The organism is Streptomyces sp. NPDC086787 (assembly GCF_044745865.1).
Lineage (GTDB): Bacteria > Actinomycetota > Actinomycetes > Streptomycetales > Streptomycetaceae > Streptomyces.
Map to the genome: position 1 here is coordinate 61717 of NZ_JBIVBC010000009.1, position 22242 is coordinate 83958.

At 69.8% G+C, this 22242-nt stretch carries 17 protein-coding genes and 3 pseudogenes; 9 read left to right on the forward strand and 11 right to left on the reverse strand.

Annotated elements, in window-relative coordinates; all coding sequences use genetic code 11:
- Position 1: 1 nt before the first annotated feature.
- The 4 genes from ACIPK3_RS21740 to ACIPK3_RS21755 form a co-directional block, all read right to left on the reverse strand.
- Positions 2-874: a universal stress protein gene (locus tag ACIPK3_RS21740; RefSeq protein WP_402571958.1), complete on the reverse strand. Its 873-nt coding sequence runs from the start codon at positions 872-874 to the stop codon at positions 2-4.
- Positions 875-879: 5 nt separating this feature from the next.
- Entirely contained in the window at positions 880-1902 is a 1023-nt protein-coding gene (gene adhP / locus ACIPK3_RS21745; protein ID WP_402571959.1) for an alcohol dehydrogenase AdhP, read from the reverse strand.
- Between the two features lie 39 nt (positions 1903-1941).
- The gene (locus ACIPK3_RS21750; protein WP_402571960.1) at positions 1942-2847 is read right to left on the reverse strand and encodes a universal stress protein; all 906 of its coding nucleotides are present in this window, start codon (positions 2845-2847) and stop codon (positions 1942-1944) included.
- 161 nt (positions 2848-3008) lie between these two features.
- Positions 3009-3635, reverse strand: a complete 627-nt coding sequence (locus tag ACIPK3_RS21755; protein WP_402571962.1) for a hypothetical protein — start codon at positions 3633-3635, stop codon at positions 3009-3011.
- Positions 3636-3866: 231 nt separating this feature from the next.
- On the opposite strand from ACIPK3_RS21755, the gene ACIPK3_RS21760 reads away from it, so the two are divergent.
- A complete protein-coding gene (locus ACIPK3_RS21760) occupies positions 3867-5579 on the forward strand; it encodes a SulP family inorganic anion transporter (RefSeq protein WP_402571964.1) in 1713 nt (570 codons plus the stop codon).
- A gap of 63 nt (positions 5580-5642) precedes the next feature.
- Here ACIPK3_RS21760 and ACIPK3_RS21765 read toward each other — a convergent pair.
- Positions 5643-5756 (reverse strand): annotated as a pseudogene (locus tag ACIPK3_RS21765) (carbamate kinase); the annotation flags it as partial.
- A gap of 308 nt (positions 5757-6064) precedes the next feature.
- Between ACIPK3_RS21765 and ACIPK3_RS21770 the strand changes: the two are divergent.
- Positions 6065-6268 (forward strand): annotated as a pseudogene (locus ACIPK3_RS21770) (BON domain-containing protein); the annotation flags it as partial.
- 183 nt (positions 6269-6451) lie between these two features.
- Here the strand turns inward: ACIPK3_RS21770 and ACIPK3_RS21775 are convergent.
- Positions 6452-7144, reverse strand: coding sequence for a response regulator (locus ACIPK3_RS21775; RefSeq protein ID WP_402571965.1), 693 nt, complete (start codon positions 7142-7144; stop codon positions 6452-6454).
- A gap of 327 nt (positions 7145-7471) precedes the next feature.
- Here ACIPK3_RS21775 and ACIPK3_RS21780 point away from each other — a divergent pair, with 327 nt between their 5' ends.
- The 3 genes from ACIPK3_RS21780 (at position 7472) to ACIPK3_RS21790 (ending at position 11505) form a co-directional block, all read left to right on the forward strand.
- The gene (locus tag ACIPK3_RS21780) at positions 7472-7870 is read left to right on the forward strand and encodes a hypothetical protein (protein ID WP_402571967.1); all 399 of its coding nucleotides are present in this window, start codon (positions 7472-7474) and stop codon (positions 7868-7870) included.
- A gap of 267 nt (positions 7871-8137) precedes the next feature.
- Positions 8138-10825, forward strand: coding sequence for a bifunctional acetaldehyde-CoA/alcohol dehydrogenase (gene adhE / locus ACIPK3_RS21785; RefSeq protein WP_402571969.1), 2688 nt, complete (start codon positions 8138-8140; stop codon positions 10823-10825).
- 215 nt (positions 10826-11040) lie between these two features.
- Complete coding sequence (locus ACIPK3_RS21790) at positions 11041-11505, forward strand: pyridoxamine 5'-phosphate oxidase family protein (RefSeq protein ID WP_402571970.1); 465 nt, start codon at positions 11041-11043, stop codon at positions 11503-11505.
- 96 nt (positions 11506-11601) lie between these two features.
- Here ACIPK3_RS21790 and ACIPK3_RS21795 read toward each other — a convergent pair whose 3' ends face one another.
- Positions 11602-12516 carry a universal stress protein gene (locus ACIPK3_RS21795; RefSeq protein ID WP_402571972.1) on the reverse strand — a complete coding sequence of 305 codons (915 nt, stop codon included), beginning with the start codon at positions 12514-12516 and terminating at the stop codon, positions 11602-11604.
- Positions 12517-13350: 834 nt separating this feature from the next.
- On the opposite strand from ACIPK3_RS21795, the gene ACIPK3_RS21800 reads away from it, so the two are divergent.
- Positions 13351-13905, forward strand: a complete 555-nt coding sequence (locus ACIPK3_RS21800) for an ALF repeat-containing protein (RefSeq protein ID WP_402571973.1) — start codon at positions 13351-13353, stop codon at positions 13903-13905.
- A gap of 1120 nt (positions 13906-15025) precedes the next feature.
- Here the strand turns inward: ACIPK3_RS21800 and ACIPK3_RS21805 are convergent.
- Both ACIPK3_RS21805 and ACIPK3_RS21810 read right to left on the reverse strand, forming a co-directional pair.
- Positions 15026-15754, reverse strand: a complete 729-nt coding sequence (locus ACIPK3_RS21805; RefSeq protein WP_402571975.1) for a VOC family protein — start codon at positions 15752-15754, stop codon at positions 15026-15028.
- Between the two features lie 177 nt (positions 15755-15931).
- Positions 15932-16245 (reverse strand): annotated as a pseudogene (locus tag ACIPK3_RS21810) (IS5/IS1182 family transposase); the annotation flags it as partial.
- Positions 16246-16584: 339 nt separating this feature from the next.
- On the opposite strand from ACIPK3_RS21810, the gene ACIPK3_RS21815 reads away from it, so the two are divergent.
- Both ACIPK3_RS21815 and ACIPK3_RS21820 read left to right on the forward strand, forming a co-directional pair.
- A complete protein-coding gene (locus ACIPK3_RS21815; protein ID WP_402571976.1) occupies positions 16585-17376 on the forward strand; it encodes an alpha/beta fold hydrolase in 792 nt (263 codons plus the stop codon).
- Between the two features lie 168 nt (positions 17377-17544).
- A complete protein-coding gene (locus ACIPK3_RS21820; protein ID WP_402572311.1) occupies positions 17545-18195 on the forward strand; it encodes an HAD family hydrolase in 651 nt (216 codons plus the stop codon).
- Positions 18196-18313: 118 nt separating this feature from the next.
- On the opposite strand, the gene ACIPK3_RS21825 is transcribed toward ACIPK3_RS21820, so the two are convergent.
- The gene (locus tag ACIPK3_RS21825) at positions 18314-18481 is read right to left on the reverse strand and encodes a hypothetical protein (protein WP_402571978.1); all 168 of its coding nucleotides are present in this window, start codon (positions 18479-18481) and stop codon (positions 18314-18316) included.
- A gap of 771 nt (positions 18482-19252) precedes the next feature.
- Here ACIPK3_RS21825 and ACIPK3_RS21830 point away from each other — a divergent pair.
- Complete coding sequence (locus tag ACIPK3_RS21830; protein ID WP_402571980.1) at positions 19253-21874, forward strand: hypothetical protein; 2622 nt, start codon at positions 19253-19255, stop codon at positions 21872-21874.
- A 63-nt stretch (positions 21875-21937) separates the two neighbouring features.
- On the opposite strand, the gene ACIPK3_RS21835 is transcribed toward ACIPK3_RS21830, so the two are convergent.
- A complete protein-coding gene (locus ACIPK3_RS21835) occupies positions 21938-22162 on the reverse strand; it encodes a hypothetical protein (protein ID WP_402571981.1) in 225 nt (74 codons plus the stop codon).
- Between the last annotated feature and the right edge of the window lie 80 nt (positions 22163-22242).

A 22242-nucleotide genomic window follows, 5' to 3' on the forward strand; every position in this document is an offset into this window, starting at 1 on the left:
CTCATGCCCGCTGCGGTACGACGGCGACGGGACAGGTGGCGTGGTGCAGCACCGCGTGGGCGACGCGGCCGAGTTGGAGGCCGTAGTGGCCCTCGCGGCGCCGGGCCCCGACGACGAGCAGGTCGGCGTCGGCCGAGGCGTCGAGCAGGACCTGGCGGGCGTGGCCCTCGACGGTACGCCGATGCACCTCCACGTCAGCCGGGACGTCCCGCAGGGCCGCTTCCAGCATCTCCGCGGCCCACTCTTCATGCAGTCGGGCCGGTTCACCCGCCAGCAGGGGGTGGTCGGTCGTCTCGTGCGCGGGGCAGCGCCAGGCCCGTACGGCTTCCAGCGGCACGCCTCGGCGCCGTGCCTCCTCGGCGGCGAAGCGCATCGCAGCCGCGTCCACCGGCTTCTCGCCGACGCCCACGACGATGCGGCCGTGCCTGCCAGATGCGGCCCGGTTGTCGTGGCTGCCACGCAGCACGATCACGGGGCAGTGCGCGTGGCCGGCCACCGTGACGCTGACGGAGCCGAGGAGCGCCTCGGCCAGGCTGCTGCGGCCGCGTGAACCCAGGACCACGGCAGCAGCGGTGCGGCTCTCGCGGACCAGCGCGTACTCGGGTTCCTCGGGCAGCACTTCGACACTGATCTTCACATCCGCCTGACGGCCGTGCGCACGGCGCATGGCGGCCTCCACGATGTTATCGGCCCTCACCTGTTCGGAGGGCTTGCCGAGGTCCTTTGCGAGAACGGTGCCTTCGTACCGTTCCCACAGCGAGGCGTACACCAGTCGCAGCCGCAGCCCGCGCAGGGCGGCCTCGTCGGCCGCCCAGTCGACGGCGCACAGGCTCGGCTCGGAACCATCGACGCCGACGACCAGGGCGAGTTCCATCCGGCTCACCTTCCCGCGTCCAGATCGAAGACGATCCGGGCCTTGATCTCGCCACGCAGCACCGCGTCGATGGACTCGTTGACGGAGGCGAGCGGGCGGGTCTCGTGGATGACCTTGGTGCGGCCGGCCGCGTGGAGCTGGAAGACCTCGGCGAGGTCCTGCCGCGTGCCCACGATCGAGCCGATCAGCGAGGTGCCGTTGAGGACGGTGTCGAAGATCGGGACCTGGAGTGTGCCGTGAGCGGGCAGGGCCACCATGACGAGCTTTCCGCCGCGCCGCAGACCGGAGTTGACGGCCTCGAACGCGGCCGGGTTCACGGCGAGGGCGATCGCGGCGTGGGCGCCGCCGTGCTTCTTCAGCTCCTTGCCGACGTCCTGCTCGCGGGCGTCGATGACGAGGTCGGCTCCAAGTTGCGCGGCGAGTTCGAGCTTGTCGTCGGTGACGTCGATGGCCGCGACGGTGGCCCCGGCGATCTTGGCGTACTGCAGGGCGAGGTGGCCGAGGCCGCCGACACCGGAGATCGCGACGAGCTGGGTGGGCCGGACGTCGGCGACCTTGAGGGCCTTGTACGTGGTGACGCCGGCGCAGGTCAGTGGGGCGGCGTCGAACGAGGTGACGCCGTCGGGCACGGGCTGGGCGAAGTCGGCCCAGGCGAGCATCTTCTCGGCATAGCCGCCGTCGCAGCCGTACCCGGTGTTGATCTGCTGCTCGCACAGCGTCTCCCAGCCGGACAGGCAGTGCTCGCACCGTCCGCACGCCTTGCCGAGCCAAGGGACCGCGACGCGCTGCCCGACGGCCAGGTGGGTGACGCCCTCGCCGAGATTCTCGACGACGCCGACACCTTCGTGGCCGGGGACGAAGGGTGGGGTGGGCTTGACGGGCCAGTCGCCGTGGGCGGCGTGGATGTCGGTGTGGCACAGTCCGCAGGCCTCGACGCGGATGCGGACCTGGCCGGGGCCGGGTTCGGGGTCGGGTCGCTCCTCGATGACCAGGGGCTCACCAAAGGCTCGTACGACCGCTGCCTTCATGACCTGTTCTCTCCTCTGGAGGGGTGCGTCGGTGGTCTCTCAGTCGTGGGCGACGACGGCGACGGGGGCGGTGGAGTGGTGCAGGACGGCGTGGGCGACGGTGCCGATGTGGGCGCCGACGGAGGAACGGCGGATGCGGCGGCCGACGACGACCAGGGAGGCCTCGTGGGAGGCGTCGATCAGGAGGAGCGAGGGGCTGCCGTACTGCGACTGCTGGACGACCTCGACGTCGGGGTACTTCTGCCGCCAGGGACGCAGCACCTCGCTCAGGATGGTGGCGTCGCCCTTCGCCATCTCCCGCTCGACCGCGGGCTCCAGGGCCATGCCGTAGGCGTAGTAGGGCGGCGGGTTCCAGCCGTGCACGACCCGCAGCGGAACCGAGCGGCGAGCTGCGGCCTCGAAGGCGAACCCGAGCAGCGCCTCGTCGGGGCCGGCGACGTCCAGCCCGAGGACAACGGGACGAAACCCCGTGGCCGCGGACGGGATGCCCGCGCGGTCCATCTCGCGCTCGTCCCCGGCCTGCTCGCCGGCGTGGACCAGGACGACGGGCCGTTCGGTGTGCGCCACGACCGCGAGGCCGACCGAGCCGACCAGGAAGCCGCCGATGCCGCCCAGGCGGCGTGAGCCGAGGACGAGCAGTTCGGCGTCCTGCGCCGCCCGGGCCAGGGCCTCGGCGGGGATTCCGGTGAGCTGCTCCGTGGTCACCTCGACGCCAGGGTGGCGCAGCCGCAGTCCCTCGGCGGCCTCGCGGGGAATCCGCTCCGTCCAGTGCTGGAGAGTCTCGGCGCCGCGATGCGTGGCTTCGGCCAGGTGCTCGGGGATCGGCTCCCAGGCGTGGACGAGCTTCACCGGCAGTCCGCGCATCTGCGCCTCGCGGGCCGCCCATTCCGCGGCGGCGCGGCTCTCGGGCGAGCCGTCGAGACCCACCGTGATGGTGCGGGACATGTTCTCCACCTCCTGAATCGGGACCCGAGGGGGCCCGATTCCAGCGTCGTGTCGGGGGGTTGTTCGGGACAGGGGCCGCTGGTCCTTCAGCGGGGGCCATGGGCCCCGGGAGCGGGTCGGCGGGACGGGCCCGGGACGAGGTCCGTCCCACCGCGTGCGGGTCAGCGCAGCCAGGTGCGGTCGCCCACGATCGGCAGCCGCGCCCACAGCCGGCCCAGGCCCCAGGTGGTGCCCGCGCCCGCTGCCGCCACGGTGATCAGCGCGACAGCGTAGATCACGTGGTAGTCGGCGAACGGATTCGTCGACATGCTCGGCGAGCCGTCCGACAGGTGTCTGGCCGGCGGCCACTCGGCCATCCACATCAGCACCATCATCGCCGTCCCAACCACCGCGGCCGGCCACAGCGCCGCACCGGCCGTCACAGCTAGGCCGATGCCGAGCAGACCCAGCATGAACAGCCAGTCTGCCCACGTGTCGCCGGCCCACGAGTGAAACGTCGACTCCATCGGCCCGGCGGCGACGGAGTTGAGGAAGCCCTTGGTCGGCGATCCGCCGTCGATCCAGCCCTTGCCGGAGGCGGTCGCGTAACCCAGGCCGAACGTCTTGTCCAGGAACGCCCAGAGGAAGACGAACCCGGTCAGGATGCGCAGGGATGCGAGTGCGCAAGCCTGCGCGGTGTGCGCGCCCAGACGTGCCGACACAGCGGACTTGGAGCCGGACCTGTGCCGGCGGAAGGCGGCCGACAGGTGGAAGCCCGGGCTCCGGTGAGGGTCTTCGTGCACGGCCATGATGGTGATCCCTTCGGGGATGTGTGAATCGTCTTCTCCTTGACGTGTCTCACTCTCGTCCGATGCCTGACACCACGCCGGATGCCGAAGGTCTCCATCCGATGGGCTGAACGTCCCCGCATGTCGGGCCTGTTGGGCTGGAGGTGGCGAACCGGGCAGGTTGAACACCGGCGAGTGTCGCGGTAGATCGCCCAGCCATGGATGCTGGGCCCAGGCAGAGAGGGGCGGCATATGGCTGAGGACGCGGGCAGACGGTCCTCGTGGTGGCGTCGGCTGGTACCCGGCCTCGACGCCCTGCTCGGTTACCGGCGCTCGTGGCTGAGAGGCGACCTGCTGGCCGGCGTGACGGTGGCGGCGTACCTCGTGCCACAGGTGATGGCGTACGCAGGGGTTGCCGGGCTGCCACCGGTCGCCGGGCTGTGGGCGATCCTGCCCGCCCTCGCGCTGTATGCGTTGTTCGGGTCCTCCCGGCTGTTGTCGGTGGGGCCCGAGTCGACGACCGCTCTGATGACGGCCACCGTGGTGGGCCCGCTCGCCGGCGGGGACGTGGGGCGCTACGCATCGTTGGCCGCGGCCCTCGCGGTTACGGTCGGCCTGCTGTGCCTGGTCGCGCGGGTGGTGCGACTCGGCTTCCTTGCGGACCTGCTCTCCCGCCCGGTGTTGCTCGGCTATCTGACAGGGGTGGCCTTGATCATGATGGTGGACCAGCTGCCCAGGCTCACCGGCATACGGACCACCGGTCCCGAGTTCTTCGCCCAACTGTGGTCCTTCGCCAGGCACCTGTCGGGCGTCGATGCGAAGACGGTCCTCTTCTCGGCAGTCGCGCTGGTGTTCCTGTTCACGGCGAAGCGGTATGTGCCGGCGCTGCCGGGACCGCTGTTCGCGGTGGTCCTCGGCACGGCAGTCGTCACCGTCTTCGGCCTCGACCACCAGTACGGCATCAAGGTGATCGGCGAGGTGCCGTCGGGGCTGCCCTCGCTCGCGCTGCCGGCCCTGGGCGAGCTTCCACACCTCGTACTGCCCGCGCTGGGCGTCCTGATCGTTGCATACACCGACTTCATCCTCACCGCGCGCGCCTTCACCGGGCGCACCGACGACGAACCCGGCCTGGACGCCAACCAGGAGTTCCTGGCGCTCGGCGCGGCCAACCTCGGTGCGGGTGCCCTGCACGGCTTTCCGGTCAGCAGCAGCGCCAGTCGCACCGCGCTTGCCGCCTCGACGGGAGCCCGCAGTCAGGGCTACTCGCTCGTGGCCGGAGCGGTGGTCCTCGCCGTTCTGCGGTTCCTGAGCCCCCTGCTGAGCCGGACGCCTTCGGCGGTGCTGGGGGCGCTCGTCGTGTACGCGGCCGTCCGCATGATCGACCTGGCCGGGTTTCGCCGACTGGCGTCGTTCCGTCGCCGCGAACTACTCCTCGCCCTCGGCTGCCTGGCCGGCGTGCTCGCACTCGACATCCTGTACGGGGTGATCGTGGCGGTCGGCCTGTCGGTGGCCGAACTCCTGACGCGGGTGGCGCGACCGCACGACGCGGTCGAGGGGCTGGTGCCCGGGTTGGCGGGCATGCACGACATCGATGACTATCCGCAGGCCCGCACGATCCCGGGCCTGCTGGTCTACCGCTACGACTCTCCGCTGTTCTTCGCCAACGCGGAGGACTTCCGACGCCGCGCCCTGGCCACCGTCGACCGACAGACCGTGCCCGTCCAATGGTTCGTCCTGAACACCGAGGCGAACGTCGAGGTCGACATCACGGCACTCGACGCGGTGGACGAGCTGCGCCGCGAACTGGCCAACCGGAGCATCGTGTTCGCCCTGGCCCGGGTCAAGCAGGACCTGCTGGGCGACTTGAAGGCGTACGGCCTGGCGGACTCCGTGGGCACGGACCTCATCTTCCCCACGCTGCCCACCGCGGTGGCCGCCTACCGCAAGTGGAATGGCGAGCGATAGGAACCGTCCTGGACGCGACACGGAGCGGGATCGGCCATCCTCTCTGTCACCCGACCGTGAGGTCCGGATCAGCGTGCCCGACCTGGCGTGGACGATCTCGTACGCCGCGTCCAGCGCGCCGATCGCGGCCAGGCCGCCGGTGTGCTCGACGAACCGGTCAGCCGCCTCGGTCTTGGGGCACGATCAGCGGCCACACGGCCCATGCGCGACCCCGATGGTCCCGCTGCCGTGGGCCTGGGCAGCCCAACTCGTCCGTTTCCCGGTGCTCCTGGTCACAGGACATGGGTCGTTCGGTCCACGGCATGGCCCGGTCAGCCCCATCGTCAGCACCGTTGCGAACTGGACCATCGAGGGCAGGAGCTACGGCCGGACCCGCGGCACGGGTGTCGACCGGTCGGCGGTGCCATGTCCTTACGGCTCGCTCGAGATGGGTCCCGCACACCCCATGAGCCGCGAGGGCTTCCGCGCGAGTCCCGTGTTGGGGGTCAGCTGTGCGGGTGGAGGTACGGAACGGTGTCGTGACGCTCACCGGCCATGCCCGGGACACATCCCTGGTCCCCATGGCCGCGCGCCTGGTCCGGGCCGTCGAGGGCGTCGTCGACGTGGAGTTCGAGCTGACGCGCTCGCAAAGCCCTGCGGAGCCAACGGCCGCCCCCGCGAACGGCGGCGAAGACCTGTCGCGGGCCTGACCGGCAACTTCTGGCAGAACAGCGGGATCCTCGCCGGGCCGTACTGACCCTCCACCACCGGCGCCCACCGTGTCCGTGTCACCGGCCAGGGACGGAGTGGTCCCCGGTGGTGGAGGAGGCGACAAGCCGGGCGCTGAGCACGTTGCCCGGCGATTCATTCTGGTCCGCGCCGACTCCGGGATTTCAGTGCCCTTCCTGCCGCTGACGGTCCTGGACCTGGGTGGCGATGACGGCGGCCTGGATACGGCGCTCGACGCCGAGCTTGGCCAGCAGACGGGAGATGTGGTTCTTCACCGTCTTCTCGGCCAGGTACAACCGCTGGCCGATCTGGCGGTTGGTCAGCCCCTCACCGATCAGAGCCAGGATCTCGCGCTCCCGCTCGGTCAGACCTTGCAGTCCGTCGGGCTGCTGCTCCTCCTGCTGGCCGCCCCGCAGCCGGGCCATCAGCCTGGTGGTCGCACTGGCGTCCAGCAGGGACTGGCCGGCGGCCACCGTGCGTACGGCGGACACCAGGTCCGAGCCCTGGATCTGTTTCAGGACGTAACCGGAGGCGCCCGCCATGATCGAGTCGAGCAGTGCCTCCTCGTCGTCGAAGGAGGTCAGCATGAGGCAGGCAAGCTCGGGCATGCGTGAGCGCAGTTCCCGGCACACGGTCACGCCGTCGCCGTCGGGGAGACGGACGTCCAGTACTGCCACCTGCGGGCGCAACGCGGGTACCCGCACCAGTGCCTGCTCCGCCGTGCCGGCCTCACCGATCACCTCGATGTCCGGCTCGTCGTTCAGCAGGTCGCGCACCCCGCGCCGTACCACCTCGTGGTCGTCCATCAGGAAGACCCGGATCGGGTTGCCGGCGCCGGGCTGCTCACTGTCCGCCATCAAAGTGCTCCCTGGTTCCGCGTTGCGTACCGATGTCCGCTCGTGGACGGAATCGGCCCTCAGTGTCGAGAATCCTTTCTCGCACGGGGCCGAAGGACCAGGGCCGGTCGGCCCTGTTTTCCGCACATAATGCCCCTCGGCCGTGAGACATCGCTGCCACCAGGGTGCGAAACGGCCAACTGTGATGAACCTGACATTCGCAGAACGAACTCGCCACTAAGAGTGAAGGTCCAATGGCCCAACTGCTGGGGCCCGACAGCCCTGGGCCAGGACCGGTGCCCGCAGAAGTCTGAAGTCGCTGCGAAACGATCAGAAGGAGCGGAGCACATGACTGCCAAGGACACCAGCACCCAGGTCACCAGCCCGGCCGCCGTGGAGGTGCGCGTGGAGGGCGATGTGGACGAGGAGGCCGTCACATACCTCCGGGAGAAGGTCGACGCGGTCCTCGGCCGGCCCGGGGTGCCGAGCGTGAGCGGTGCGGTGAGGATCGCCAGGGCGGTGGCGCACCACGCCGAGCGGCCCTGGTCCGCCGGGGCCGAGCTCGTCGTGGGGAACACCCTCGTGGTCGCTCATGCCCAGGAAGCCACGGGACACGAACTGGCGGACCGGCTGCAGGACCGGCTGCGCAGCCAGATGAACCGTGTCCTGCACCGCAAGGAGGAGGCTCGCAGGTCGGCCACTCCGCCTCCGTGGCGCGGCGGCGCCACCGACAGCGGCCGGGAGTAGAGCCCTTCGTGAGCCTGCTCTGCGGCGCGGTCGCCCTCCTTCGCGTAGGTGTGGTTCCTGCGCTGGGCGCGGGGGCTGCCCGGACGGATCGCCAGGCCTCGCCGGACCAGTGCCGGTCAGCCCCCGGAAGGGACCATCGGCACCTGGGAGTCGGGATCAGGCGGGACGAGAGTGGAGGCGTGAGCGGCACCGAATCCCCCGCGGTGCCGCTCCGGTCCGCACACTGTCGGCCAACGCCGGCGGCTCTCGTCAACGGAGGCGTCCCCAATGACCCGTCATCAGGCCGGAATCCAGGCAACAGCGGCTGCCGACGCGCCGTCCGACATCGCCATCGCCGTGGACCAACTGGTCACGAACGGACTCAAGGCGCTCGCCGACTACGACGCCCTCACCCAGGAGCAGGTCGACCACATCGTCAAGAAGGCCTCGGTCGCCGCCCTGGACCAGCACACCGCGCTGGCCCGCCTCGCCGTGGAGGAGACAGGGCGCGGTGTCTTCGAGGACAAGGCGGCCAAGAACATGTTCGCGTGCGAGCACGTCACGCACAGCATGGGCCCGATGAAGACCGTCGGCGTCATCGCCCGTGACGACATCGAGGACATGATCGAGGTGGCCGAGCCGGTCGGCGTGGTCTGCGCAATCACGCCGGTCACCAACCCGACCTCCACCACCGTCTTCAAGGCCCTGATGGCGTTGAAGACACGCAATCCGATCGTGTTCGCCTTCCACCCCTCGGCCCAGCGGTGCAGTACGGAGGCGGCCCGGATCGTGCGGTACGCGGCCGTCGCCGCCGGTGCGCCGCAGCACTGCGTGCAGTGGATCGAGACTCCATCGGTGGAGGCGACCGGCATTCTGATGCGCCACCCCGGCGTCTCGCTGATCCTCGCCACCGGCGGCAACGCCATGGTCCGGGCCGCTTACTCTGCGGGCAAGCCCGCACTGGGCGTCGGCGCGGGCAACGTGCCAGCCTACGTGCACAGGAGCGCGAAGCTGTGCCGGGCGGTCAACGACCTAGTGCTGTCCAAGTCGTTCGACAACGGCATGATCTGCGCCTCCGAGCAGGCCGTCATCCTGGACGACGAGATCTACGACGCCGCACTGGCCGAATTCCACACCCTGCACGCTCACCTCGCGACCGCCGAGGAGAAGGCGAAGCTGGAAGCCTTCCTGTTCCCGACCGACTGCACCAACGCGGGCTGCGAGCCCAAGGTCAACGCCGAAGCCGTCGGTCAGAATCCGGCATGGATCGCAGAACAGGCCGGCTTCACCGTCCCGACCGACACCTCGCTGATTCTGGTCGAGGCCGACCGGGTGGGCCCGGACGAGCCGCTGACCCGCGAGAAGCTCTGCCCGGTGCTCGCCGTGCTGCGCGCCGACTCCGAACAGCAGGGCTTCGACCTCGCCGCCGACATGGTCGCCTTCCACGGCCAGGGGCACACCGCGGTCATCCACACCGAGGACCCGGCGCTGGCGGAGGCGTACGGCCGGCGCATGAAGACCGTACGGATCATCGTCAACGCCCCGTCGTCGCAGGGCGCCATCGGCGGCATCTACAACAGCCTACTGCCGTCGCTTACCCTGGGCTGCGGCTCGTGGGGGCACACGTCCGTGTCCAACAATGTCTCCGCCGTCCAGTTGCTGAACATCAAGCGGGTCAGCGCGCGCCGCAACAACCTGCAGTGGTTCAAGGTGCCGCCGAAGATCTACTTCGAGCCGCAGTCCCTGCGCTACTTGTCCTCCATGCCGGACGTCCACCGCGTCACGGTCGTCACCGACGCCACCATGACCCGCCTCGGCTTCGTCGACCGCGTCAGTCGCGTGCTGCAACGCCGTCACGAACCGGTCACCGTCCAGATCATCGACAACGTCGAGCCCGAGCCGAGCATCGACGCCGTGCAGCACGGCGCCCAGCTCATGCGGGACTTCCGCCCGGACACCATCATCGCGCTCGGCGGCGGCTCCTCTATGGACGCCGCGAAGGTGATGTGGCTGCTGTACGAGCACCCGGACATCGACTTCGCCGACATGCGGCAGAAGTTCTCCGACATCCGCAAGCGCGCCTTCCGCTTCCCGGTCCTCGGCACCCGGGCCCGCCTCGTGTGCGTACCCACCACGTCCGGCACCGGCGCGGAGGTCACCCCCTTCGCGGTCATCTCCGACCCCGCGAGCGGCAAGAAGTACCCGCTCGCCGACTACGCACTCACCCCAAGCGTGGCCATCGTCGACCCGCTACTCACTGCGGACCTGCCCCCGGCGCTGGCGGCCGACAGCGGCTTCGACGCCCTCACTCACGCCATCGAGGCGTACGTGTCCGTCTACGCCAACGACTTCACCGACGGCCTGGCCCTGCATGCAATCCGCCTAATCTTCGACAACATCGAAGCGGCGGTGAACGACCGCATGAGCCGACCCGACGCGCGGGAGAGGATGCACAACGCCGGCACCATCGCGGGCATGGCCTTCGGCAACGCCTTCCTCGGCATCGTCCACGCCATGTCGCACACCCTGGGCGCCACCTTCCACATCGCCCACGGCCGCACCAACGCGGTCCTGCTGCCGCACGTCATCCGCTACAACGGGACTGTTCCGGCGAAGCTCACGGGCTGGCCCAAGTACGAGAGCTACCGCGCTCCCGAACGCTTCCAGGACATCGCCCGCGCCCTCGGCCTGCCCGCCTCCACCGCGCTGGAGGGGGTGGAGTCGCTGGCCCGCGCGGTGGAGCGGCTACGCAATGCCGTGGGCATCGAGCCGTCGTTCCAGGCCCTCGGTGTCGACGAGCGCGCCTTCCTCGACGCCCTGCCCCGACAGGCCTTGAACGCGTACGAAGACCAGTGCGCGCCCGCCAACCCACGCATGCCGATGCTCGACGACATGCAGGAGATCATGCGCATGGCCTACTACGGCGACGAACCTCGGCGGGCGGAAACGGACAAGGGCCGAACGGCCCTGGCGTGAAGAACCCTCAGGCCGTTCCAATGACCTGATCGAGCCTGCCCGCGGCCGCCCGACCTGGGGCGCCGCGGACAGGCAGCCGCGCAGGCCTCGAAGGGACGTCGCACATGCCCTACCGGCGCACCGCCCGTCGCCACGGTGACAGACCACGTAGCTGCCTGGTCACGCCGACCGAAGACACACAGCAGTGAGCAACGAAACCGCACGGAAGCCACCCCATGACCCCTGACACCACGCAGACTGTCCCGACCGGGCCGCGCCGGAGCATAGAGCTGGACAGCGCCGAAGCCCTGCGGCTGCTGGGCAGCGTCTCCTTCGGCAGGATCGTCTTCACCCGCCAGGCACTGCCGACCGTCCGCCCGGTCAACCACGTCCTTGACAACGGCGACATCGTCATCCGCACCTACGAGGGCGCAGCTCTGACCGCACGCGCCGGGCAGGCCGACGGCCAAGGAGTCGTGGTGGCATATGAGGCCGACTCCATAGACCCCGACACGCACCTCGGCTGGAGCGTCGTGGTCACCGGCTACGCCCGACTGGTGACCGACTCGCATGAGCTGGCCCGCTACAAGGCACTGCTCACCCCCTGGGTGAACCAGACCATGGACTATGCGGTACGCATCCGTCCCGACCTGATCAGCGGGGTCCGGCTCACTGCGGACGAGGAGCACGATCCCGCCTGATCGCGGTGTTCGATTGCGACTGAAGGCGGCGTGAGGACTGGAGGGTTCTCACGCCGCCTTCAGTGGGATACGGGCTCTGGCTCGCCCGGCAACCTGTCAATCGTGGGGGACCACCGCGACCGGTGCGGTGGCATGGTGCACCACCGCGTGGGCAACCGGCCCGATCACCGTGCCGATCGGCGTCCGGCGCAGGCGGCGACCGATCACGACGAGGGACGCGTCGCGCGAGGCTTCCACGAGGTGCGAACCGGCCTTGCCGATCACGGCCTGCTCTGTCACGTCGACGCCCGGAAACTTGTCCCGCCAGGGCTCCAGCGCCTCGGACAGGGCACGGTGCATCTCCCCGGTGAGTTCGTCGTGCAGTTCGGCGTTGAGGTCGCCGCCGTTGTCGTAGTAGGGCAGTTCCGGGCTCCGACCGTGGACGACACGCAACCTCGTGGCACGCTGCAAGGCTGCTTCGAAGGCGAATCCGATCACGGTGTCGTTCGGAGCCGCGCAGTTGAGGCCCAAGACGACGTCCCGGAACGCCATGGCTCCGGGCCCAACGGCGCCAAGCTGGTGTTCGTCCTCGGAACGCAGGCCACCCCGCACGAGGACGACAGGCCGCCGACTGCCCGCCACGACCGGCTGGGCGACGGAACCGACCAGGAATCCGGCTATACCGCCCAGGCCTCGAGAGCCCAGCACCAATAGGTCGGCTGCCTGAGCCGCACCAAGCAAAGCCGTGACGGGTTCTTCGGTAAGACGGTCGGTGGTGATCCGCAGGCTCGGGTGGCGCCGCGCGATCGTCGCTTCGGCCTTGCGAAGCATGTGGTCCGCCCGGCGAATCCGCTCGTCCGGACTCAGGGACGGCTGGGATGCCCCACCCAGGGGCGCGTAGGGCTGCTGCCGCCCTAAGGCATGGACCAAGTGCAGCGGGAGGTCCCGGAGCAGGGCTTCCCTGGCTGCCCAGTCAGCGGCAGTCAGGCTCTCCGGGGATCCGTCCAAGCCTGCGGTGATGGTGCGGGGCATCTCGGCCTCCTTCAAAGTCACGATTTCAGTTTCGAGGTCAGGTACTTGGGGCAGGAGGGGCTTCAGGTCCCTGTACGGAGGCCGAGTGGCCCACACGCGGGTGAACTTACGGCGGAGATCGGCCTACTCACAACGCCCGTAACCCGTGTCGGTCAGGCGTGCCCAGCGCACCGCTGAGGCCGAGGTCAGGCCCGTCGACATCAAGCACAGCTGCTCTATGCGCAGTTGCCAGGGCGAGGTCAGCAGAGGTGGCAGGGCTGCGAAGAGGGCGACACCTTCTTGGCGCCGCAGTTCCGCCAGGGCCTTGGCTCGCCGGCCCGCCTCGCCAGATTCGGCAACAGGGCTTGCAGCGGCGATGAAGGCGATCAGCAGAACCCCTTCGCCCCGGTACCGGCGTGGCCGTGGTCGACGCCGACGGCAGGGGCGTCAAGACGCTGAAAACCTTCACCAAGGGACGTCCCGCGGTCGTCACAACGACGATCGAGGCCGGCCTCCAGGAGGTGGCCGAGGCGGCGGTCAAGGACGCTCACCTCCTGGGGACGGGCCAGCGCCCAGAGGAAGCCGGGCCCGCGATGGGTCCTCGGCACGCGAGTCTCCCGCCAGATCGCGCGCCGCTCCACCAGGGGGCATCTACATCCGGCGTGACAACGGGATCAACACCTTCATAGACGTTCGCAGCCGGACCACCTTCCTGCGGCCTACTCAAACTGCGCTGCCTGTTGGCTATGGGCCCCCGTCGAAAGTTCTCGACCACCAACGATCAACTGGCATACGATCATGACGATTTATTCATCAAAGGAGTCGATCGCTGATCGGTTTCCACGAGGGGGACTCATGAACACGACCCGCGCGGCGCTCGTCCTGGCTGCCACCGCGCTTGCTCCGGCCCTGCTGCTTGCCACCCCATCCTTTGCCGCAACCCCGGCTGCCACGCCGGCGTCCACGGTGGTCAACTCCGACGACGACAACGCTGTCGCCATCTTCCGCATCCTGGCCGATCCCGCGTCCGGCAAGGCCGTCAAGCGCGAGGCCGGCAAGGCCCTCGACGGCACCCCGGCCGACCGGGCCGCGTTCCTGGAGACCGGCTACGCCAAGGCCCAGGATGAGGACAACACCGTCGCCATCTTCCGCATCCTGGCCGATCCCGCGTCCGGCAAGGCCGTCAAGCGCGAGGCCGGCAAGGCCCTCGACGGCACCCCGGCCGACCGGGCCGCGTTCTTGAAGACCGGTTTCCGGCTCGCCCAGGCCGAGGACGACCGCGTCGCTGTCGCCCGGATCCTGGCCCGCCCCGGCATCAGCAACGCCCTGCGCGCCGCAGCCAACAAGGCTCTCAGCGGTACTCCGGAGGAACTGCGGTACTTCATCACCGTCGGCCAGTACCACGTCTGACCAACACCATCGGCCCCGGAGTGGCAGATGTCGAGCGGTCTGCCACTCCGGTCTGCCGCCGCCGTGGCCGCAGCGTGGACCACTCACTGGGGGCGATCGAGGAATCCGGGCGTACGCAGACGATCAGCCGAGCACACTCCAGCAACAGATGACCAGGCCCAGGCGTCGACGCAGGGCGGGGTTCAGATCAGCTCGAACGAGATCGCGTGGGACGAAAAAAGTGATCATGTCGTTGCCGGAAGCGGGCGGGACGACAGCTCCGGCGTCGAGCCCGGCAGCCTCGAAGCCGGATGCAAAGGTGTCGGCTCCCAGGGCACGTCCCCTGCGGCCCTCACCGAGCAGTGGAGGCCAGCGCATCGGACGACAGCAGCGATGACACCGCGGACGAGGGCGGCGGGGGCCCGCTGTGTATTCGGGTGACATCTTGACCTTCCCCACCTCTCAGGTTCCAGTTCTGCTGGCTACTGAGGTTTTCAGGGTGAGTTCGGTGGTTCGATGGTCAGGCTGGTGGCCCCCGCCGCAAGGGCTTCAAGACGGCCGGCCTCCAGATCGTCCGCAGCCGCCTCCAACAGCAAGGTCACTGCGGCGGCCTGCTCCGGCCCGTGAACCCGAGCCCCACCCCAGCAGGAGCCAGCACGCCTTCCGGCATCTGCTGGCAAATCAGCTGGCCCTGCCCCGCTGAGGCACCCAACCTCGCCAGCCTCTTCGTCGCTGTCGTCTTGATCCTATTCCTCTTCTTCGCCACCCCGGGAACCACCCTCCACAGGTCCTGCGGACGCGGGTCATGGAGCCGGCCGGAAGCCGACAGCCGGTCCGCTGGCCTGGCCGCCGAACCGGGTGCGTGGCCGGTCGAGGTCCTGGACGCTCTGCGCGGTGGCAGGACACAGTCACAGTCCTCCACCTTCGGCAGGACGTGTGTGCCCGAAGGCCGGAACATGGCGTCCGTTCGGCGAACCCTGTCATGCACCACGCAGTCGGGGCTGGCCGCCGTGCGGTCGGGACGGGCCGGAGCCTCGCCTGCGTCCGTCCCGACCGCAGATGGCAGGACGCACGCCTGTGCGTCGAGGGAAGGATGGGCCAAGCACACCGGGGAGCGGCCCCGCCCTGGGCCGGGCCGGTGTCACATGCGCGTGGCCGTGACCGTGAACAGTCCCCCGTCCGGATCCTGCAGCGCGGCCCAGGTCTCCGTGTCGGTCGCCTGTGGTGGCGTGACGACGCTGCCTCCCATACTGCTTGCGGCCTGTGCGGCGGCGTCGACGTCGTCCACGTCGAAGTACACATGCCAGCGGGGACGGATCTGCGGGTCCGGGACGGCCTCCACAGCGCCGCCGATGATCCCGGCGATGGCGCGCCAGCCGTGGCGCAGCACAACCCGGTCGTCTTCGTAGGCCACCTGGCAGGAGTGTGGCCGTTCATCGGCCCAGCCGAGGACCTCGGCATAGAAGATGGCCGCGTCGAGGGCGTCTCGGGTCCGCAGTTCGAGCCGGACTGGCACCTTGTGCCGGCCGGCGGTCCAGTCGGGGATGGCCTCACCCTCCCAGATACCGAAGACCGCCCCGTCCCGGTCGGCGGCGAGCGCCGCCCGTCCGGTGCCGAAGCGCAGCGGGCCCACCGCGAGCGTGGCGCTGCGCTCGCGGATGCGCGCCGCGGCGAGATCTGCGTCGTCCACAGCGAAGTACGGCGTCCAGGCGATCGGCGCGGACAGGCTGCCGGCCAGCGCTCCGATCCCTGCGACCGGGGCGCCGTCGGAGAGCGCGACCGAGAACTCCTCTCCGAGGCGGGTGGGCCGGAACTGCCAGCCCAACACCGCGCCGTAGAAGTCCTCCGCGGCGCGCAGGTCTCGGGTCATGAGGCTGACCCAGCATGGCGCACCGAAGACCGTATGACTGGAGGCAGACACCACTGTCACCCATCGCCGCGTACCGGAACGGTTCCACGGTACGCACAGCCCCGCCGTACAGCGCGGCACGCAGGCCGCGCGCCGCGGCTGAGCATGCAGGATGCCGCCCCGGCCCATTCTTTCGGATCACCTTGCCGACCAGATGAAGATGGCGGCGAAATGGAGTTTCGTAGCGAGTGGCCGGGCCGCGCGACTGTTTGAGCTTGGTGATGCACCGCTCGACGGTGTTCCGCTGCCGGTGGGCCTCCGTCGAAGGCCGGTGGGCGGCCACCGCGGTTACCCGGTCGCTTGCGGTTCGCGGCTTGGTCCGCCGGTTGCCGGAGCACCGCCCGGATTCCGCGGCGCCGCAGATGCCGGCGGATCGCCCGGGACGAGTAGGCCTGGCTGGGCAGCCACTCGCGCCCTCTTGGGGCGCCGGGCTGATCTGGCCGCAGCCGAGCAGGTGCGTTCAGCGGGAAGGGTTGTCGCTCGTCGGAGCAGGCGGCCAGAACGTTGCCGATCTCCTCGTCGGTGAGGGAGACACGCACGCCGAGCATCATGCCCCACTCCCCCGCCCCCCAAGTGGACGGCTCGCGCCGTGCGGTCTCCTCGCTCGCCCACCATCCACGCATCACCGCCCGGCCCCGATGTGGCGATCACTTGGTTGGTGAATGCCTGACTGGCAGCTACGGACCAGCTTGCTTGGGGATCAGAGTCGCCACCCCGTCCAGGATCCGTTCCAGGCCGAAGTCCAGCGGGTCTCCGCCCTGCGGCGCGAAGGCGCCCTCCGCGATCGCTGAGTGCGGGGCGGCGGCCCCGGAGCCTCGACCGCGATCTTCGGGCCGCGCACCAGATCCTGGGAGAAGCACTTCACGATCGTCCGCTGGGACATGCGCGGCTCCCTCAAGACCTTCGGCCGCAGCGACGCCGACGGACAGGGCGAGATGACCTTCGGCCGGATCTACGCGGACGCGATCGAGGTCACCGACCACATACGCACCCGCCTGCGCGTCGACAAGGTCGTCCTGCTCGGCCACTCCTTCGGCAGCGCCTTCGGCCTTCGGCTCGCCCGCGAGTTCCCCGAGCGCTACGCCGCGTACATCGGCACCGACCAGAACATCCACGACGCCGGCCGCGACGACTCCGTACACCAGGCCCTGCTTGCCCGGCTGCGGACGACCGGGAAGCGCAAGGAACTGGCCGCAGTCGAGGCGCTCGACCCCGATGAGCGCCGCTGGACCGCCCGCGAGCGCGCGATGCAGGCCAAGCTGCTGGCCACCAGCGACCCGCTGACCCTGGACACGATGAAAAGGGTCGTCATGGGGTCCATGTGGTTCTCGCCGCAGCACTCGCTACGGGAGCTGGGGCTGTTCGTCAAGGGCATGACCTTCTCGGAGCAGATCACCCTGGGCACGTCCGGGTTCGACGACTGGCCGGACGGCACCGACTTCGAGATCCCGTTCTTCGTCTTCCAGGGCGAGAAGGACGTCCTGACGTCGCCCGCGCTCGCGCGTCGCTTCTTCGACGACGTCCAAGACGCTCCCGAGTGCTGGGGAGTCCAAGGGGAAGCCGGTGCTCCTGGCTGCCTGTGAGGTCAACGTAGGCGATGAAAGTGGGACTTCGGGGTCCAGAGCGACTGGATCCACCTGCGAAGCCTCCCTCGTGGCTCTGGACCGGTCCGGCGCCCAGTTCAGAAACGGCGTCCTGGTCGAGCGCGAGGAGGTCGCCGCAGCGTGAACAGCAGAGCCTATGCTGCGGGGATGATCAAGGCCATTGAACTCGTCATATTCGACTGCGACGGAGTGCTGGTCGACAGCGAGCGCATCGCCGCACGCGTCCAAGTCGCCCTCGGAGCCGAACTTGGGTGGCCGCTGACCGAGGACGAGGTCGTGGACCGGTTCATCGGGCGCTCGCACGCGACCATCCACGAGCAGGTTTCTGCTCAGCTCGGCTCGGACACGGCCGCGATCTGGTCGGAGAGTTTCGAGCGGCTCCACCGCGAGGCCGTGGACGCAGGGCTTGCCCCGGTAGACGGCCTGCCGGAAGCACTCAACGCGCTGAGTTTGCCGACCTGCGTCGCGTCCAGCGGCTCCCACGACAAGATGCGGCACACCCTGGGCCGCACCGGGCTCTACGAACGCTTCGCAGGACGCATCTTCAGTGCCACCGAAGTCTCTCGGGGCAAGCCCGCCCCCGACCTGTTCCTCTACGCCGCCCAGAAGATGGGCGTCGATCCCGCAGCCTGCGTGGTAGTCGAGGACAGCCAACCCGGCGTCCATGCTGCCCGCGCCGCCGGCATGCGAGCCTTCGGCTACGCCGGCGGACTGACCCCGGCCGAACGCCTCGAAGGCCCCAACACCACCGTCTTCCATGACATGCGCGAGCTGCCGACCCTCATCGCCGAGCGGTAGCCACCTCTCCACCAGGCACTGCCCACCCACAAGGTTTGACAATTGCTCATCAGCTTCCGACCCTCATCCGTACTCATCCAACGATGGTCGTGCAGCATCAGGCACCCGGCAAGCGAATTCAACCCGTCGTCACAGGCGCCTCAAGCAGCAGCCAGACACGCTCCATCACTGATCGGCCGGACAGCTCCCAGCCAGTGTCCTGCTCGTGGAGCCGTTCGGCCTCTGCCTCGACACCGCGAAGCCGGCCGGCCTGCTTGAGCAGGGGCTGCAGCTGTCGGCGCGTCATCCTCGCGACCGTGGTCAGCGTAGGAGCCGCTGCCAGGATGGTCAGGCCTCCCTGGAGCACAGTCCGTCGGCGAACGCTGCGAGGAAGCCCGGGCAGAAGAGGCTGTGACCGCAGCTTGTTGTGGGCCTGGCCGGCCAGTCCTCGCACAGACGCCACGAGCAGTCCGCGCGAGACCTCGATCGCCACGGGGATCGGAGCGTCCTTATCATCACCGTGCTCGATCAGTAGGGCGGGGAGCTGGGCAAAACCGGCTGCATCGTCGCTGATCCACTGCTTGGCGAGCTGGTTCCCGCCGACGTCGGCCCACGCGTTGCCGTGGTGGTCTTCGGCTCAGTCCCCCTCGCGGAATACCTGCGTCCGTAACCCCACGATCTCCATCCAGAACCAGGCGTAAGTGCTGGGCCCATCCCTGGCCTTCGTCCACTCGTCAAGACCGGCGGTAGTCCGCCGCCCTTGACGGACCGAACGGCTCAGACGGCGACTGCCGCCACCCGAGCATGGCTGAGCGGCGATGGAGTGAGCACCAACGGTGTCCAGCGCGGTACTGATCTTGAGTCAGACACCCACCAGCTAGAGCACCAGCTGACGTCCTCATCAACTGACAGAAGAACGCGGCTCGTCAGACAAAGAGCCCCCAATCGGGTCAATCCGATGCCCCGTCAGGGGGCCCGCGTCCACGTGCCACCACCGAGTGAACCCCGCCCCCCGCCAAGCTGAAAACTGCCTGTCATGCCCGGCCGCCTCCCGAGGAACACGAGAAGAGGACCCCCCATGGCGTATGCGACGGCACACTTCCCCGCAGCCGACCCGATGCCGACGCCCTCCCCGACACGCAGCGCACGCCGGGCCCGCCGCCTCGCCTCCTCCATTACGCTCACCCTCGCCACCGGAGCGGTCACCCTCTCGTCACTGAACCCCTTCCTCGCCACCCCCGCGCACGCAGCGGACCCGTACTGCGGAACCAACACCGCCACCAGCGACACCACAGGCATCACCGCCACCCAAAGCGGGGGCACGGTCACCTGTTCCTACACCGTGTCCGGCAACACCGGCGGCGAATTCACATTCACCACCCCCATCGGCGTCATCCAACTCACCAACATCAACGCAGTCGGCGCTGCCGGCGGCCCCGGCAGCAGCCTCGGCACAGTAGTCGGGTTCGGCGGCACCGTCACGGCCACCAGCCTCACCACCTCCCCCGCGCAAACCCTCTTCGTCGAGATCGGCGGCAACGGCACAAATGCCACCAGTCCCGGTATCGGCGGCGGGTACAACGGCGGCGGCAACGGCGACAACGGTGGTGGTGGAGGCGGCGGCGCCACCACCATCCAGACCTGCGCCACGACAGCCGGAAGCCCCTGCACCAGCCTCTACGGCACCGGCAGCGAGCCCCGCCTCATCGTCGCCTCAGGCGGCGGCGGCAGCTACCTCGATGACGCAGGCAACGGCAACGGCAACGGCGGCAACGGCAGCAGCGGCAGCACCTTCGGCGGTGGCAACGGCGGCGGCTTCGGTATCGGCGGCGGAGGCGGCGGCGGGAACACCGGCTCAGGCGGCAACGGCACCACCAGCAGCGGCGGCGCGGGCGGGACGGGAGGAGGCGGCGACGGCGGCGATGCCTCCACCACCACCGCAGGCGGAGGAGGAGGCGGCGAGGATGACGATCTCTTCCCTGGCGGTGGCGGAGGCGGCAGCACCGGTGGCGGCGGAGGGACGGGTGACGCGGGGACCGGCCAGAATGGCACCGCCGGCGTGGGCGGCGCAGCCGCCACCAACAGTTTTGGGGGCGGCGGCGGTGGAGGCTTCTTCGGCGGCGGCGGCTCCTCCGGCGGCGGCGGCGGAGCCGGATCCTCGGCTTACGCCACGTCGGTGGTAAGCGGGGCAGTCGCGACAACTGACACCACCGCCACCCCAACCCTAAGCTTCACCTACGACCTCACCGGACCGACCGGACCGACCGGGCCGACCGGGCCGACCGGGCCGACCGGAGCGACCGGAGCGACAGGACCCACCGGAGCCACCGGAACAGACGGCGCAACCGGCGCCACCGGACCCACCGGCGCAGACGGCGCCACCGGAGCAGACGGACCCACCGGCGCAGACGGCGCCACCGGAGCAGACGGACCCACCGGACCCACTGGACCCACCGGCGCAACAGGCACAGACGGCGCCACCGGACCCACCGGAACAGACGGCGCCACCGGACCCACCGGACCCACCGGAACAGACGGCGCCACCGGACCCACCGGCGCAGACGGTGCCACCGGCGCAACTGGACCCACCGGCGCAGACGGCACCACCGGACCCACCGGCGCAGACGGTGCCACCGGCGCAACCGGACCCACCGGCGCAGACGGCACCACCGGCGCCACCGGAGCCACCGGAGCCACCGGAGCAACTGGACCCACCGGCGCAACCGGACCCACCGGCGCAGACGGTGCCACCGGCGCCACCGGCGCCACCGGACCCACCGGCGCAGACGGCACCACCGGCGCCACCGGACCCACCGGCGCAGACGGCACCACCGGCGCCACCGGACCCACCGGCGCAGACGGCACCACCGGCGCCACCGGCGCAGACGGCACCACCGGACCCACCGGCGCAGACGGCGCAACCGGAGCCACCGGAGCAACTGGACCCACCGGCACAACCGGCGCAACCGGACCCACCGGCGCAACTGGACCCACCGGCGCAGACGGCACCACCGGACCCACCGGCGCAGACGGTGCCACCGGAGCCACCGGAGCCACCGGCACAACCGGACCCACCGGCGCAACCGGTGCCACCGGACTCACCGGCGCAGACGGCGCAACCGGATCCACCGGACCCGCGGGACCCACCGGCGCAGCCGGTGCCACCGGACTCACCGGCGCAGACGGCGCAACCGGATCCACCGGACCCGCGGGACCCACCGGCGCAGACGGCGCCACCGGAGCCACTGGAGCCACTGGAGCCACCGGAGCCACCGGAGCCACCGGAGCAGACGGCGCAACCGGACCCGCTGGGCCGACGGTCAGCATCACCTCAGCCGTCAGCGGGAGCAGCATCTACTGGGCAGAAGTCGATACACAGGGCACAGCCTGGATTCGAGAAGAACTCACCCGCAGCCGCAACCAGTGGTACGACCTCTCGAACATCCCCGGCTATCCCCCAAGCCGCGCCACCGGCGTCTCCCTGACCACCGCCTCCGACCGTGCCCACAACAGAGACCGCACCGGAAACGATCGCCTATACATCAGCGTCCTCACTGAAAACGGCCTCTACAAAGCCACCTGCCCCACCAACCGCCCCCTGTCGGAACACCTCCTCCGGACCCAGTGCGAACCCTTCAAATTCGTCACCGGCCCGGGCGCACCCAGAAACACCAACCCCACACCCCTCCGACGCCCCTGACGAAACTCATCGCCCATGAGACAACTCCCCGAGCACACGGCTCCGGCGCACGGGAGTGTCTGGTCAACGGCGGATCCGATGATCAAGGAGACGCCTCATGAGCGCCGGAGTGAGCAGGAGCGACTCCGACAGCGCGCCGACGAGCAGCGCCAACAAGGCCAGGAGTCCTTCGACGACATCCAGGACGAGATGGACGACCGTCGCCAGCCCCCGCAGCAAGCCAGGCCCGCATCCCCACAGTGGGGGGATGCGGGCCTCCGGCATCGGAACGGCGGTCAGCCCCGCCATCCGCGGTCACCCGCGCGTGACGACCCTGCTCCACCGCCCGGAAGCGGGGTTGTCTCCACTACCCGGCAGCCTCACCCGCC

Coding starts and splice junctions, on each gene's coding strand:
- adhE (WP_402571969.1), top strand. CDS start 8,138: ATGACCCGTCATCAGGCCGGAATCCAGGCAACAGCGGCTGCCGACGCG.
- adhP (WP_402571959.1), bottom strand. CDS start 1,902: ATGAAGGCAGCGGTCGTACGAGCCTTTGGTGAGCCCCTGGTCATCGAG.
- ACIPK3_RS21780 (WP_402571967.1), top strand. CDS start 7,472: ATGACTGCCAAGGACACCAGCACCCAGGTCACCAGCCCGGCCGCCGTG.
- ACIPK3_RS21805 (WP_402571975.1), bottom strand. CDS start 15,754: ATGACCCGAGACCTGCGCGCCGCGGAGGACTTCTACGGCGCGGTGTTG.
- ACIPK3_RS21750 (WP_402571960.1), bottom strand. CDS start 2,847: ATGTCCCGCACCATCACGGTGGGTCTCGACGGCTCGCCCGAGAGCCGC.
- ACIPK3_RS21820 (WP_402572311.1), top strand. CDS start 17,545: ATGATCAAGGCCATTGAACTCGTCATATTCGACTGCGACGGAGTGCTG.
- ACIPK3_RS21795 (WP_402571972.1), bottom strand. CDS start 12,516: ATGCCCCGCACCATCACCGCAGGCTTGGACGGATCCCCGGAGAGCCTG.
- ACIPK3_RS21740 (WP_402571958.1), bottom strand. CDS start 874: ATGGAACTCGCCCTGGTCGTCGGCGTCGATGGTTCCGAGCCGAGCCTG.
- ACIPK3_RS21790 (WP_402571970.1), top strand. CDS start 11,041: ATGACCCCTGACACCACGCAGACTGTCCCGACCGGGCCGCGCCGGAGC.
- ACIPK3_RS21800 (WP_402571973.1), top strand. CDS start 13,351: ATGAACACGACCCGCGCGGCGCTCGTCCTGGCTGCCACCGCGCTTGCT.
- ACIPK3_RS21835 (WP_402571981.1), bottom strand. CDS start 22,162: ATGGCGGGGCTGACCGCCGTTCCGATGCCGGAGGCCCGCATCCCCCCA.
- ACIPK3_RS21830 (WP_402571980.1), top strand. CDS start 19,253: ATGGCGTATGCGACGGCACACTTCCCCGCAGCCGACCCGATGCCGACG.
- ACIPK3_RS21760 (WP_402571964.1), top strand. CDS start 3,867: ATGGCTGAGGACGCGGGCAGACGGTCCTCGTGGTGGCGTCGGCTGGTA.
- ACIPK3_RS21755 (WP_402571962.1), bottom strand. CDS start 3,635: ATGGCCGTGCACGAAGACCCTCACCGGAGCCCGGGCTTCCACCTGTCG.
- ACIPK3_RS21775 (WP_402571965.1), bottom strand. CDS start 7,144: ATGGCGGACAGTGAGCAGCCCGGCGCCGGCAACCCGATCCGGGTCTTC.
- ACIPK3_RS21825 (WP_402571978.1), bottom strand. CDS start 18,481: ATGACGCGCCGACAGCTGCAGCCCCTGCTCAAGCAGGCCGGCCGGCTT.